Source organism: Shewanella inventionis (assembly GCF_019931735.1).
In the GTDB taxonomy this organism is placed as follows: Bacteria; Pseudomonadota; Gammaproteobacteria; order Enterobacterales; family Shewanellaceae; genus Shewanella; species Shewanella inventionis.
The window spans coordinates 1,026,911-1,041,770 of record NZ_CP082926.1; the positions used below are offsets into that span (position 1 = coordinate 1,026,911).

General features: G+C 41.4%; 14 protein-coding genes. 7 read left to right on the top strand and 7 right to left on the bottom strand.

Annotation, left to right across the window (positions count from 1 at the left end; translation table 11 throughout):
• Positions 1-143 precede the first annotated feature (143 nt).
• Positions 144-647 carry a glycine cleavage system protein R gene (locus K8B83_RS04685; protein WP_188740659.1) on the top strand — a complete coding sequence of 168 codons (504 nt, stop codon included), beginning with the start codon at positions 144-146 and terminating at the stop codon, positions 645-647.
• 34 nt (positions 648-681) lie between these two features.
• On the opposite strand, the gene K8B83_RS04690 is transcribed toward K8B83_RS04685, so the two are convergent.
• Positions 682-1,845: a GGDEF domain-containing protein gene (locus K8B83_RS04690; protein ID WP_188740658.1), complete on the bottom strand. Its 1,164-nt coding sequence runs from the start codon at positions 1,843-1,845 to the stop codon at positions 682-684.
• Positions 1,846-1,998: 153 nt separating this feature from the next.
• Positions 1,999-3,015: a phosphotransferase gene (locus K8B83_RS04695; RefSeq protein WP_223419271.1), complete on the bottom strand. Its 1,017-nt coding sequence runs from the start codon at positions 3,013-3,015 to the stop codon at positions 1,999-2,001.
• 557 nt (positions 3,016-3,572) lie between these two features.
• Here K8B83_RS04695 and K8B83_RS04700 point away from each other — a divergent pair.
• Together K8B83_RS04700 and K8B83_RS04705 are read left to right on the top strand one after the other, a co-directional pair.
• Positions 3,573-5,108 carry a peptidoglycan-binding domain-containing protein gene (locus tag K8B83_RS04700; protein WP_223419272.1) on the top strand — a complete coding sequence of 512 codons (1,536 nt, stop codon included), beginning with the start codon at positions 3,573-3,575 and terminating at the stop codon, positions 5,106-5,108.
• A gap of 222 nt (positions 5,109-5,330) precedes the next feature.
• Complete coding sequence (locus K8B83_RS04705; RefSeq protein ID WP_373284943.1) at positions 5,331-5,909, top strand: porin family protein; 579 nt, start codon at positions 5,331-5,333, stop codon at positions 5,907-5,909.
• A gap of 65 nt (positions 5,910-5,974) precedes the next feature.
• On the opposite strand, the gene K8B83_RS04710 is transcribed toward K8B83_RS04705, so the two are convergent.
• The 3 genes from K8B83_RS04710 to K8B83_RS04720 all read right to left on the bottom strand — a co-directional run bounded on the left by K8B83_RS04710 (position 5,975) and on the right by K8B83_RS04720 (position 8,829).
• Entirely contained in the window at positions 5,975-6,604 is a 630-nt protein-coding gene (locus tag K8B83_RS04710) for a flavin reductase family protein (protein WP_188740657.1), read from the bottom strand.
• A 12-nt stretch (positions 6,605-6,616) separates the two neighbouring features.
• Complete coding sequence (locus tag K8B83_RS04715) at positions 6,617-7,363, bottom strand: sulfite exporter TauE/SafE family protein (protein WP_188740656.1); 747 nt, start codon at positions 7,361-7,363, stop codon at positions 6,617-6,619.
• A 518-nt stretch (positions 7,364-7,881) separates the two neighbouring features.
• On the bottom strand, positions 7,882-8,829 hold the full coding sequence (locus K8B83_RS04720) for a permease (RefSeq protein WP_188740655.1): 948 nt from the start codon (positions 8,827-8,829) through the stop codon (positions 7,882-7,884).
• Between the two features lie 118 nt (positions 8,830-8,947).
• Here K8B83_RS04720 and K8B83_RS04725 point away from each other — a divergent pair, with 118 nt between their 5' ends.
• The 4 genes from K8B83_RS04725 (at position 8,948) to K8B83_RS04740 (ending at position 12,297) form a co-directional block, all read left to right on the top strand.
• Positions 8,948-9,253: an ArsR/SmtB family transcription factor gene (locus tag K8B83_RS04725; protein WP_188740654.1), complete on the top strand. Its 306-nt coding sequence runs from the start codon at positions 8,948-8,950 to the stop codon at positions 9,251-9,253.
• 25 nt (positions 9,254-9,278) lie between these two features.
• Complete coding sequence (locus K8B83_RS04730; protein WP_188740653.1) at positions 9,279-10,151, top strand: alpha/beta fold hydrolase; 873 nt, start codon at positions 9,279-9,281, stop codon at positions 10,149-10,151.
• 78 nt (positions 10,152-10,229) lie between these two features.
• The gene (locus tag K8B83_RS04735; RefSeq protein ID WP_188740652.1) at positions 10,230-11,489 is read left to right on the top strand and encodes an alkaline phosphatase family protein; all 1,260 of its coding nucleotides are present in this window, start codon (positions 10,230-10,232) and stop codon (positions 11,487-11,489) included.
• A gap of 211 nt (positions 11,490-11,700) precedes the next feature.
• Positions 11,701-12,297, top strand: a complete 597-nt coding sequence (locus tag K8B83_RS04740) for a 2-hydroxychromene-2-carboxylate isomerase (RefSeq protein WP_188740651.1) — start codon at positions 11,701-11,703, stop codon at positions 12,295-12,297.
• A gap of 147 nt (positions 12,298-12,444) precedes the next feature.
• On the opposite strand, the gene K8B83_RS04745 is transcribed toward K8B83_RS04740, so the two are convergent.
• Positions 12,445-12,903: a DUF1499 domain-containing protein gene (locus K8B83_RS04745; protein WP_188740650.1), complete on the bottom strand. Its 459-nt coding sequence runs from the start codon at positions 12,901-12,903 to the stop codon at positions 12,445-12,447.
• A gap of 1,063 nt (positions 12,904-13,966) precedes the next feature.
• Positions 13,967-14,704 (bottom strand): hypothetical protein, encoded by a 738-nt coding sequence (locus K8B83_RS04750; RefSeq protein WP_165872441.1) that lies wholly within the window; start codon positions 14,702-14,704, stop codon positions 13,967-13,969.
• Between the last annotated feature and the right edge of the window lie 156 nt (positions 14,705-14,860).

The window sequence follows — 14,860 nt, forward strand, 5'->3', positions numbered from 1 at the left end:
ATGACTATTTTGTAACAACGGCATTGCTGAAATATCAGCCTATGTTATTCGCGACTGTTTTGTGCAAATTGTGTCCTAGTGCACAGACGAAGTTTAAGGGGGTATATAGTCTGTAGTTAGGAGTATTTCTCAATGGAGGCGCTATGCAACATAAATTCATTACCACGGTATTAGGCACGCTAAAGCCTAATTTACTGCAGTCTTTGGCTCAAGTGAGCCGCGATATGGGGGCCAGTTGGGAAACCAGTAAAGTGATTAAGCTCGATGGCCAATTTGTTGCCATGATGCGAGTGATGATTGATGCAGATAAAGAAATGGCCTTAAAGCATGCTTTAGAGCAGCAGTTTTCTCAGTTAACTTTTGTGTATGCCGAGTATGCACACGAGGTTATTCATAATTCAACAGAGTGCAAATTGACTTTAGATTGTAACGACCGCTCTGGTTTAACCCATGACATGAACCAAATTTTAAATGATTTGGAAGTCAGTGTAGATCATCAAGAGTGTTACCGTGTGCAAGTGACCAGTTTAGGTAAAACCGTTTACAGCGCTAAGTTAACGCTAAGATTACCTGATAATGTCACTGTAGCATTGCTTGTGTCTCAGCTTGAAACGTTAAGCGATAATATTCGTATTGAAGTATCTTAAAACAACAATTTAGTATTTAGGAGCAATGACCGAGTTACTTGGAGTTAAGGTTAAATACCACTTTATTGCGACCACCACTCTTGGCTTTGTATAAGGCATTATCGGCAAGATCAATTGCTTGCTCTACGGTAATGTCTTGTGCATCCAATTCAACAACGCCAAAACTGGCGGTGACATTAATGTGTTGCTCACCAAATTGTATTGGCGTGTCATTTATGACTGTCCTTAATCGCTCTGCGACATTTTGGGCTTCTTCATAGCTACTACGGCCAATTAATATCACAAATTCTTCACCGCCCATGCGGCCGATAAGATCATCTTTTTTGACATGCTGTTTAATTAAATGGCTTATGCTGATAAGAACCTCATCGCCCCCTGCATGGCCATATTGATCATTAATAGCTTTAAACTTATCAATATCCCAGTAAATTAAACAACCATGTTGCCCCAGCTTTTTAAGGTCTAACATGTGTTGTTTGGCATGAATATAAAACCCTCGGCGGTTTAAACAGTTGGTGAGTAAATCTGTCATTGCCAGTTGTTTCATTTCTTCGGCTAAATCAGACGCCAGCATATAGATAACAAATACTGACATACCCACATATGCGGCAGGCAAGGCGGTAAAATTAACAATACCGTACAACTTAACTATTTCAGTATCTACTGTTTTGCCTTGAGATAAGGCAATGCTTGCGGCAATAAATAAACACCCAGCAAATACAAAATGCATTATCGATGCGCCAACTTCAGCGGGCCGTGATTTTTTTCGATGTTTTATAATCACTACGCTTGTGATCAGCAGCAGTACAACGTCGATGTATAAATACAAAGACATTTGTAAACCTATATGTGGGCTGATAAAAGTAAAAAAGTAGGTTAATGCCATACCTATAATACCAAGGCCTAACAACAGTGCGGGGTGGAGCTTTGTGTTTGTGCGTAAGCAATGCCCCCAGGTGCCTAATATTACCGACAACATCGACACGCTACAGCCAATCATCCAATACAAGCTATGTGATAAAAACAATGTTTTAAATAAACTGTTTGCCCAAAGTACCGTTGATGCTAAAAAAGACAATGAAAACATCAAGGCGTACTTTTGTTTTCCCATGGTTTGCCAGGTCATAAAAAAGATAATCGACAGCAAAATACTCGAAAAAAATAAGGTGATCAAAATGTACGTAAATGGACTTTCCATATGCCGTCTTCTTATTGAGTGGATATAGGCGAAACACAGCACTCACAAGTGTGAGTGGATTAACCAGATGGATGTTAAAAATGACGTGTTAATACACTTTAGTCGTCAATAAACACCTTAGCCAATAAGCGTTGGTGATTAATAGTTAACTGCTCAATAACTAATCAAAAATGTAGTAGAAAGTTGCTCAATGGCCTTTGAGGTAAGCTTTTCTGTATAGGAATTTATTTTAACGTGTTCAACACTCCACCCTTTAACAAATCGATGAAAATCAGCCCAGGCGACACAATATAAAGGCCGCCAAACGTGCTCAACTTCTTGTGGGTTTATATGGGGTGTAAACTCGGTAAGCCCTTTTGTTAATGCAGTAAAATAATGCTCAAGATAATCATTAATGACGCTATCGGGTTCATTAAAATTCAGTGTACTACTGAGCAGCATTATCACATCTTTCATACCGCAGCCCTGGCCAATATATTGAAAGTCTACCGCCGCAGCTCGATTGTCTTCACTGAAGCAAAAATTAGCCAGTTTTGCATCACCATGCACCAAGGTTTGAAACGGACATTGCTTTAATGTGTTATCTATCAACTTGGCCGCCGACTTTAAAGGTCCTTCGGCTAATGCCTTGTATTCATCAGGTCGAGTATCTAAATGCCAATATGTGCCAACGGGCCAAAGCCCTGTGGGTGTTACAAACATATATTGAGCATGAAAATGTCCTAGCCACGTTAAACAGGCTCTTATCGTATTTGGTGTTGCAGTGGTTCTTATCTGAGTAAAACCCATCGTTTTTAAGTCTTGCAATACCAGTAAGGTTTCATCGCAGTCTTGTTCAACGCACAAACAATGAGGTAAAGGGCTAAATGCTTGTAAGTGTTTATTGGCGTAATCTTGATACCAATTCACTTCAACTTGATAAGAACGCAATTTACGCTGATGTGATAATGGAGTATTCCAACCTCGAGGGTGGGCTGTAGATTGCGGTAGACGGATGTATTTTACAATCACAGAAGGAAAAGAATGCCCAAGTAAATAGGCCCTAAACAGTTGACCGTATCCACCCCAAAGCGGTTGAATAAGTTCAATATGACTTACTTTACTGGCGCCCATCGCCTGAGTTATGCGCTGTAAAATAGGCTCTGGCACGGCGGCATCAGGTATGTTCAATGTTGCCTCTTACTTTTAAATTCATTTGCAGTATAACAAACTATCATTGTTTGATATAAAACCTACTTTTATTGGTTTGAGTACTGACATTTGGTGATGGTGCTTGTTGATATCCTCTTCGGTATAGCATTAGGCATCAATTGACTAGCTTTGGTTGAATACAAACTCATTTCACATCGCCTTTTTATATTTTTTTGTCTTGAATATAAAAAAATTTATTTTTTTATCGATTTTTTCTCAGCACTCACTAAGACAAAAAAATACCCCAAGCATACATTTGGTTCTGGCGTTTTAATAATCAATTTAACGGTTGTTTTTAAACGTTTTATTAACAATCATTGGTATTAAATTGCAAACAATCGTCCCGTATTTGTGACAATAAAATGACAAAATAAACAAGAGTTATTTGCAAGCTATTGTTTGTATTGGTCTTGATGATTTTGTTGTCAAGGTTGAATCGTCATTAATTTGACGATATCCTGTGCGGAAAAATGCAGCAATTTTTACAAATTGTTACATTTAGTTGACAAGTCAGCCTAATCGAACAAGGAGTCATCATGGCCACTGCAAGGACAACCATTTTCAAACTAAGCACAATTTCTGCTGCTATTTTATTAACTGCATGTAGTAGTTTGTCACAACCAACCAATGTTTCAGTTTATAGTGCAGAAGAGCTTGAGCAGCGAAATAATGCCTTGCTAGAACGAGAAAAAGCTGTTGCTAAACGTGAGGCTCAAGCTCAAGATGCATTAACCGTGAAAGCCAGCCCCGAAGGTGAATTACTGCCGCCCAATGCAAAACCGGGTGAATGCTATGCCCGTGTTTGGGTTGAGCCAACATACGAAAATTATACCGAAACCGTAATGGTGAAAGAGGCCAGTGAAAAGGTTGATATTGTGCCTGCACAATATCAACAAGTTACTGAGACTATTGAGGTGCAACCTGCTAGTTACAAAATGGTTGCAGTACCAGCAACGTATGACGTAGTTACCGAGCAAAAGTTAGTTCGTGAAGCAGGTGAGCAATGGTTAGTCGACTTACGTAAGGGTAGTGCGCCAGCCAGTGCTGAGCTACTAAAAGCTGCAACAGATCATGGCATTAACCTTAATAACGCAACCCCAGGTATGTGTTTTCATGAACATTATATGCCTGCACGTTACGAGCAAAAGGGCGAGTCTGTATTAGTTGCTGAGGCTTATGACGTTGTCGAGACTATTCCTGCAGAATTTCGCTGGGTTGAAAAGCGTATATTGGTTAAAGAAGCCAGCACCCGCATGGAGCAGGTGCCTGCACAATATGAAACGGTTACCGAAGAAGTGGTCGATGTACCTGCCCACAATATTTGGAAAAAGGGTGTGGGTCCAATCCAAAAAATTGATGAAGCCACTGGCGAAATCATGTGTTTAGTCGAAGTGCCTGCCACTTATAAAACGCTCACCAAGCGTGTATTAGTATCACCTGCAACTTCGCGCACTGTTGAGATACCTGCAGAATACGAAACCGTACGAGTGCAAGAGTTAGTGAGCGAAGCAAAAGAAGTGCGCACTCAAGTACCTGCTAAATATAAAGATGTACAAGTGACTCAAAAAGTTGCTGATGTTGAGTTTGTGTGGCATGAAGTGCACAACGACGAACACCCAAAAACGACACGTACCGGTAATAAAATTTGTTTAACTGCTACGCCAGCTGAATATGAAACGGTAAGCCGCCGTGTTGTAGTCAGCCCTGCGACGACTCAGCGTGTCGACATTGAAGCTAAGTATGAAACGATGAACGTGACTAAGCTGGTTTCTGAAGCCAAAGAGTTACGTACTGAAATCCCTGCTGAATTTGAAACCGTGTCACTGAGTCGTATTGATAAAGATGGCTTCATGGAATGGCGTCCCATTTTATGTGAAACCAACATGACTCGCTCAACCATTACCGATCTTCAACAGGCATTAGCAACAAAAGGCTATAACCCTGGCAAGATTGATGGCGTAGTGGGTGTTGATACCATTAAAGCGGTAAACGCGTTCCAAACAGATAATGATTTACCAACCGATAAGTACATCAATATCGAAACAGTAAAAGCATTAGGCATTAGCCTTTAAGATAGCCTTTATTGATTAAAATAGCCCAAGTGGCAGCCTAATGTAGGCGATCACTTGGGCTTTTTGCTGTTTGTGTTTTGTGAGAACAACTGATTTTAAATGGTAGATAAATCGATGTGTTAACGCGATATCTCACAGTGAAAAATTAATGATATTAGCTATTTACGTTTAAGCTGTTTGTAGTATTATGCTCGCGCTTTTTATTAATATCATTAAGGAACAATGATGTACAAAATCTCTCTTCTCGCCACAACCTTGTGCGCTGTTTTAGCTACTCCAGCTTTTGCCAACACTGATACAAACTTATCAACATCAGATGACAGCGGTTTTTATATTGGTGGTGCAATCAATAAAACAGAACTCAGTTCTGATGATGCCAGTGGCTCTGTCGATGCTACGGGTTTTGGGATATACGGTGGCTATCAGTTTAACAATTGGTTTGGCTTGGAAAGTAACTTTTTTGCCGCCGATGTAGGTGATGACTATGAAGATGTTGTCGCTGGCGCACTGACCTTTACTCCTACATTTACTGCACGTTTTAATGAGACATTTTCGGTTTTTGCTAAAGTGGGTGTCGCATCAATGGCGGTTGTTGTTGATGGTTATTATGATGACTTTACCGCTTCGGGTATTGGCTTTACTTACGGCATTGGCCTAAATGCGGCTTTGACCGAAAACCTTAATCTTCGTTTAAGTTACGATATGAGCAAAGGTGATCTTGATATCGATGAATATGGCTATGTTAATGATATTGATGCTGAAATCGAGCAACTTGCATTAGGTTTACATTACCAGTTCTAATCATCTATTTGAGCGGATAATCAAGACAATTAAGGCTACCATTGGTAGCCTTAATTATTTGGCGTTTACAGCGTAGGGCGATGTAAATCGAAACGCTGCTCGTCTGAAATACCGTAATAAGCCGAGGGGCCACCTGCGCGTAACACAGGCTCTGCTAGTGCAGTTTGGTAAATGCCTTCCGCACTGAGTAAGTGCTTTTCAATGTGAACAGCCACTACTTCACCCAGCACCAACCAGGTATCAATTTTATCACCATTTGCATCAGTGAGTTGAATGCACTGCGTTAACTTACATTCAAAGTTGACAGGGCTTTCGGCGACCCTATCTGCCGCGACAATATTGCCTGCTACTGGGGTTAACCCTGCAAATTCAAACTCGTCTGTACCACGAGGTAAGGCCGCTGAGGTTAGGTTCATTTGCTCGGCTAACGTGCGAGTCGTTAAGTTCCACACAAACTCGCCTGTTTCAACAATATTGGCCACACTGTCTTTCCAGGCGGTGCTGGCAAAACCAATGATTGGTGGGTCGTAGTTAAAGCAGTTAAAAAAGCTATAAGGGGCTAAGTTTCGCTGCCCCTGGGCATTACGCGACGAAATCCAGCCAATGGGGCGTGGGCCAATAATCGCATTTAATGGATTATGTGGCAGGCCATGGCCTTTACAGGGTTCATAAAAAAATCGATTTTCAGTGCTCATGACATATCCTTATTACGACGGCATAAATGCGGTCCACAATAAACGCAAACCCACCAGTATCATCAACGTTAGAATGATCTGCTTAAATTGTTTTTCATTAAATTTATTCTGGATCCGCAAACCCAGTTTGACTCCAATCCAAGCAATGGGAGCTAGTATTGCCGACACCATTAAATTGCCCAGATTGATTTGCCCTAGCATCGAATAAGGGATGAGTTTAACCACATTCACAACGGCAAAAAACATCACTGCAGTGCCAAGGTATTGAGTTTTGGGTAAGCGCAGCGGAATTAAATACGCATTGAGTGGCGGACCACCTGCATGGGCAACAAAGCTGGTAAACCCCGCAATCGTGCCGCATATTCGGCCAATTAAAGCAGACGGTTTACGCTGCGACCACTCACCAAACGTTAATCCATAAATCCCAAAACCTAAAGAAATAACCCCTAAAATACCGCGAAGATACTGCTCATTAAGTTGATCAAACAATAAATACGCCAGCACAATACCGACAATGGCCGCGGGTAATAAAATGAGTAATTGTTGATTACTTTGTTTATTCCACCAAGAGCGGACACTTAAAAAGTCCATGTAAACCAGTAGCGGTAACATTACCGCCGCAGCTGCAGCAGGACTGATGGCAAGAGCTAATAATGGAACCGTTAATCCGCCTGCGCCGCCAGCAAAGCCAGATTTAGAAATGCCAGTAATGAGCACGGCAGGTATGGCAACAAGCCAAAAGATTGGGTCGGTTAACATTGTTGCCTCTATTAAATCATCGGCCTGGCTAGGCCGCTACGATATCCATTTAGCTATCATAGTGCACTGCGACAAACGACTTGAGCAAGCATGTTTAGCGAAATAAACATAACAATCTGCCAAAGAGTGCAGCGAGCAATGCTGTATTGGTGCTGATAACACTCACACCAAGTCGATTGGTGCGAGCGGTAAGTTGCAGCGTATTTAAGCAGGATTTTTACAGGCGAGTCATCAAGCTATACATGCGGGTTTTGCACTTAATACCATTTCCATTAATTATGTGACCAATCAGAGTCGCTCAGACTGTTCAGTTTGAGGCGCATTGTTGAAATAATGGTTATTCCCTTCTAAGGCAATGCAACAAAGAAATGGACAGTCTGAGCGCCTCCTGCAAGGCGGGTTTCTGTGCCTTCTATGCTGCTTAATAGTATTTTGACGTACGACTGCATGGATGCAGGAGGTAGAGCAACGCAGGAGCAGTTGCCGAGAGCAACTATGCCTACAATCCTATTACTTGCCTAGAAGGTACAGAATTCCCGCTGAATGACCAGATAATTAGTGGAATTGGTATAAAACAACCACTGATAAGCAAAGCCAGCTAATATTGCCATTGAGATAATGACACCGACAAAAGCAATCACTAACTGATTTTTAAAAATAGCTTTAAGTAAAATGACCTCCGTTAAACTGGCGCCCGCGCTGCCAATAATCAGTGCCATTACCGCACCCAGCCCCATGCCTTTTGCCGCAAGTGCTGCACTTAATGGAATAACCGCTTCTGCGCGTATGTATAGCGGAATACCAATAACGGCAGCGATAGGTATCGCCAGTGGGTTATCACTATTGGCATATTTAGCCACTAACTCAGTTGGCATAAAACCATAAATTAATGAGCCAATCGCAATACCGCCAATTAAATACGGCAAGACTTTTTTAAAATCGCTCCAAGTGCTTAGCCAAATGGTTTTCCATTTATTTTCGGGGGCAGATTTACCCCCACATGCTGATTTACATCCCGTTGCTGCAGGGGCTAAGTAGGCTTCTGGTTTGATGTACTTTTCAAAGCCGAGCTTCTCTAAGCCAAAGCCTGCAATAACCGACACCCCCATGGCGATGACAAAATAAAATAAGGTCACCTTAAGCCCAAAGGTTACGGTAAATAGACCAATAATAATGGGGTTAAGCAAAGGGCTGGCAAACAAAAATACCATCATGGTGCCAAACCCGGCTTTGGCTCTTAATAAACCTTTTAAAAAGGGGATTGTTGAACAAGAGCAAAAGGGGGTTATAGCTCCTAAAAAACCAGCAATAATATAACCTTGCCCGTGTTTGTCGCTCAAAATGGCTTGAATTTTATGCGGTGGCACATAAGTTTGTAGTACCCCAACTAAATAGCTAATCAATAAGAATAGCGTGGTTAATTCTACGGTTAAAAATACAAACATATTTAAGGTTTCTTGCAACATGATAGTGACCCATACAATTTTACTATATTTCTAGAATAGTCGAAATATATAGTTCAATGATAGCGAGGGAAAGTTATTTCTAGTATTATCGAAATATAAATTTCATTAAGGTGTCGTTATGGATATCGATTTTATTGCGAAAGCATTGAAAGAATTAGGTCATCCTACAAGATTGATGATTTACCGTGCGGTTGTGCGCGCGGGTTATCAAGGTATTGCGGTCGGTGGTTTACAGCAAAAACTAGACATCCCTGGATCTACACTGTCTCACCACGTGTCTAGCTTGGTGTCGGCGGGGTTAATTAAGCAGCGCCGCGAAGGGAGAACGTTATTTTGTATTACAGAATATGATACCTTGCAGTCAGTCATTGGTTTTTTGCAAGACGAGTGTTGTGCAGACGAGCAAATACCAAGGCCCCAATAACACAATAATTAAAGGGATTAGCATAATGATTTCATTGGATGAATGGCAACAACATGGGCAGTTTGAGCAACTTAATGGCCAGCAAATTTTTACTCGCACTGGAGGTAATTCCTCTGCGCCAGCATTATTGCTTATTCATGGTTTTCCTAGCGCCAGTTGGGATTGGGAAGGTATGTGGCCACAACTCATTGAGCATTATTATGTGATAACCCTTGATATGCTGGGTTTTGGCTTGTCTGACAAACCTAAAAATAGCGAGTATTTAATCAGCCAACAATCCGATATTTATCAGGCATTTTTAGCTAAGTTAGGCGTGAATGAATATCATATTTTAGCCCATGATTACGGCGATACTGTTGCACAAGAGTTACTTGCAAGACAAGTTGATGGTGACAGCAAAATGCACATTAACAGCGTGTGTTTATTAAATGGCGGCTTATTTCCTGAAACCCACAAACCGGTATTGATTCAAAAGTTATTGTTATCGCCCATAGGGGCCTTTGTGGCAAAAAGGATCACCAAGTCAAAATTTGCTGCCAACTTACACCATATATTTGGCCCAGCAACCCCGCCAACGCCAGAAGTAGTCAATACGCTTTGGCAATTGTTAATCCATAATGATGGTATTGCAGTGATGCACAAAATCATCACCTATATGACCCAACGTAAACAACACCGTCAACGTTGGGTTGGAGCGCTAGTGAACAGCCCTGTACCCGTTAAATTGATTGCGGGTGCATTAGATCCGATCTCGGGTCAGCATATGATCGATCGCTACAGTCAATTGATCCCCAATGCAAATGTTACCACCCTGCCGACACTCGGGCATTACCCTCAAGTAGAAGATGCCCAAGCCATCACTACTGCGTATTTACAGTTTAGAGAGCAGCTAAACTAAAAAGCTTATTAAATCAATAAAGCTGTCATATTCTATTGATATGATTGTTATTTTAAAATCATTCATTGAGATATCTCCATGCGCGTAACAGTCACTTTAGGTTTATTGATTAGTGGTTTATTTGGTTGTGGGTTATTGCTTAGCATCAATAGTGCATTGGCTAACCCACAGGTTGAACAAACCCAAAAACCTTATGTGTTATTGGTGTCTATTGATGGATACCGTCATGATTACACCCAACTGCATAAGCCAACGTTTATAACTGAATTTGCGCGCAATGCCGCTCAGGTGACTCAATTTAAACCATCGTTTCCAACGGTGACATTTCCTAACCATATCACTTTAGTCACAGGTCTTTATCCTGCGCATCACGGTATTGTTGCCAATCGTTTTTATCATCAAAAATTGCAGCAAACCTATGCAATGAATATAAAGCAAGCCGTTACCGACGGACGTTTTTATCAAGGCGTCCCCTTATGGTCATTGGCAGGCCAACAAGGTATGAAAAGTGCGACGTATTTTTGGCCAGGATCAGAAGCGGAAATTGCCGGTCAGCGTCCAGATTATTGGTTACCCTATAATGACGATGCCCCAAATAATCAGCGGGTTGAACAGGTATTACAATGGCTTAATTTACCGCAAGATCAGCGCCCCCAATTTGTAACATTATACTTTTCAGACGTTGACACTGCAGGGCATATTCACGGCCCAGATTCTAGCCAAACTCGCCAAGCGGTTAACCAAGTTGATCAGGCCATAGGGCAGCTACTTGCAGGCATTAAGGCATTACCATTTTCAGTGAACGTGATTATTACTTCTGATCATGGCATGACCAATGTGGCGAAATTTCCACGAATGTATACCGACAAACTGTTTGATGAAGCTCCAGCATTAAAAGATAAATTTAGCTTTAATAACGACGCCGCTTTTTCGTTAGTCACTGCCATTGGCGATAACAAGCAACAAGATTTAGACGCATTAGCCTTATTAGCTAATAAAGTGCCAGGCTTGCAGTTTTATCGCCGTGACGATGTGCCTGCCAATTTACACTTTAGCGATAATCTTTCGATTGGTGATGCAGTACTCATCAGCAACCAACATTACATTACCAGTACCGATGCGCGCGCAGGAGTAACAGGTAAACATGGCTATGATGCTAATGTTATCAGCGACATGAACACAGTGTTATATGCTCAAGGGCCTGCATTTAATCAACAACATATTGACCAGGCCGATAATATTCACCTATATCCACTCATTGCGGATATTTTAGGGTTAACCATTAACGAGCCTATTGATGGTGAGTTAACTGTTTTAGCGCCTTTGTTGGCGGAGTAAAACTAAGCTTACTCAACCGCAGCAATACTTTTTTGAAGAGCCTCAAGGAGCAGACCCTAGGACTGATACTGACTTTATGAATAAACTAGAACATTTGTTCATAAATCATTGCTAGACAGTATCAAACGTTGCAGGATAAGGTTAATCTATGGTTTATAAAGCGCTATCAAACCATCACGTTTATCACTTTTATTAATCGGTAACGCGAAACATGAAAACTGCCATTGAGTATTACTTTACTAGCTTTTCTCCCTATGCCTATTTAGGTCACCATACGTTTACCGCCATTGCGGCAGAGCATCACACCGCCATTGACTATAAGCCGATAAAACTTGGCAAACTGTTTGCCGAGCGAGGCGTGTTACCGGTAAAGCAACGTCCGCAAGCGAGACAAGATTATCGTTTAATTGAATTAGCGCGCTGGTCTAAAAAACGCCAATTACCCCTTACGCTTCATCCGGCTTTTTTCCCAGCAGACCCAAGCTTGGCCGACAAATGTACTATTGCGCTCCAACAACTGGGACAAGACCCCGCCGAGTTTGTCGCGCAAATGCTGGCGGCATGTTGGGCAAAAGAGCAAAACATTGCCGATGTGGCATTGATCGGCCAGATCCTCACATCATTGCAACTTGATTCAGATAAGGTTATTGCACAGGCATCATCGAGTGAAATTGAAACGATATACGAAGCCAATACTGCGACTGCGATTGAAAAAGGCTTGTTGGGTGTGCCGACCTACGTGTATCAAAGCGAGCCATTTTGGGGCCAGGATAGACTTGAGCTGTTGGCCGACAAATTAGCGGAATAGTGGTTTAACGCTCATAAAATACAAATGGCTATGCTGACGTTTATCACGTAGGCATAGCCATTAACCCTAAATCGCGGAGAGCTACGGCATTACAAAGCCAGTTTGCTTAAGCGGCTTGGTACTGCGACTTTTTAATGTTGCAGTCTATTATTGCGGTAACGCGTTAAACTCGGCTCTAATCTGTTCAATTCGTTCACGGTTAACCCCAAAGTCTGAGTGACCCACACGTGAGGCTGACCTTACCTGAATCATGATGTTACCTGACTCAGCTGACGGAAAATAAAACTCAACATCGTCAACAAAGCGCATAATCTGCGACGTAAATTCAACCCGAATATAATTATCTTCTACCACCACAATACTCGCTCGCTCTGCCGCTTTTAATACGTGCAATAGGCCGACTTGAGCTTGTTGAGCCGAGCCGCTAAACGCAATCGGCTCAATATAATGCTCTTCATCTGTAGTTGATTGCTGACTATTCACGCAGTTGGGCGAATCTGGGCATGGCGTTAATTTTCCGGCGGTGACCCCTAAGGTGGGTACAGTGCCAGAGCAACCCATTAGCAGCACCATAGCAAGTGCCAATATTGAAGTGTGTTTATACATTTTATTTCCCTTTATGTGTAAAACGTCATGTATTTGCCGTTATCGGTATCAACTGCGTAATTTATCTTATGTTGTCTACAGTAAAACAATAAGTTGCGCTTAACAATGCGCTATCAATCTGACGGCGTAAATCGCTCGGTGTTGATTGCAAGGATTGGTATAAATGTGCGCGCGTGAGGAGCTCGTGGGTTTAAAACCCTATCTTTCGACGCATCTAAAGACCTTATCTTTTAGATGCCTTACTAGTTGAATCTTGAGGAGGGACAGCTTGCTTGTAATAAAGAGGAGCCCGTGGGTTCAAAGTCCTATCTTTCGCCAAAACAAAAAAGCCTCATCAATTTGAAGTGACCCCATAAAGTTGGACATTTCTAGTTAAATCTTGTGGAGGGATTGCTTGCTTATCATAAAGAGGAGCCCGTGGGTTTAAAGTCCTATCTTTCGCCCAAATAAAAAGGCCTTAAATGTGTCGATTTAGCATTTTGTTGTGTATCTTGAGGAGGGATAGCTTGCTTGTAATAAAGAGGAACTCGTGTGTTCAAAGCCCTATCTTTCGCCCAAATAAAAAGGCCTTAAATGTGTCGATTTAGCATTTGGTCTTAAATCTTGAGGAGGGATAGCTTGCTTGTAATAAAGAGGAGCCTGTGGGTTTAAAGCCCTATCTTTTGCCAAAATAAAAGGCCTTAGATTTGTCGATTTGGCATTTGGTCTTAAATCTTGAGGAGGGATAGCTTGCTTGTAATAAAGAGGAACCCATGGGTTCAAAGTCCTATCTTTCGCCCAAATAAAAAGGCCTTATCTTTCGATAAGGCCTTTTTATTTGAATGTGGCGGAGGGATAGGGATTTGAACCCAAGAAATCAGCCACAAAATAAAATTAAAATTCATTATAATCAATAACTAATCGTAAAATCACATCTCAGATAGTGAACATTCGTAGTTGATATATGACATTTAAATATTTATTGAGTAGGTTGTCAATGATTAACGCCCAAATTTAGCGCGGAAAGCCACGCAGCGGGTTGACGTCGCAGCCAGCGCCTTTTGCTGGTGATAAAATTTTTTTGTTATATTTCAAATCTACGAAGCTTAAACTCAAAATCATCGTCAACCCTGATACGCTTAACCAGATTTGATCTATCAGGCCGATATTTTCTCCAATCCCATTCGCCATCTAAGAGTACAATATTAACTAGTCCAAATTTTTTCATATCAGCTTTAGAGTAATCAAAACCAACAGTTCCTTTACCAAAAAAGCCCAGAGTGGAGTCCAAGAAATTAAATTTAGACTGGCCGTAAGTAGCTAGTAGGTTATCGACTGCGATATCTGCGTAAAAATCAGTTTCCTTTTTACGCATTAAAGTTATGTAAGTGTTGAAAGCTTCACGGTGCTCTTGATCGACATGCCAATTGGATTGCCAAGCGCTACCATGCCATATCAGAATCGAGTCTTTTCTTAAGTACTTCGTATTGGCAGCTGGTAATACATAGTTAGCACAAGAAGAAGCGCATACTCTTGTGACCTCAACATCCAAATTATTATCTCTAACCCACTGACCTAAATTCATTCCGGCACCAATCTCACCGCCCTGGCTCGAAATAATCAGTCGGTTTGGCTTGAATTCAGCAGCCCTAAACAATGAAAAAATCACATTATTTGATGTTTCAGTTATTTCACCTTGATAAATCAGGTTTCCATCTTCTATACCAACAAAAACTTCAGGATTATGGCGGCTTTCACTAGCATCTTTTAAACTGGTACAGCCAACAACCAGAAAAGAAAAAACTAAAACTAAATGCTTCACTAATCCTCCTTGAAATATAACGAGACTGTAGAATAACTCTAACAGCCAAATTCAATTAAAAAACGAGCTCCTGAAATCAATCCTAAACCCTTTTAAAACACTAGGTAATGCATTTGGAACCCATAATAAAGGCTGTTTTTCTGTAAAATGAGTAAT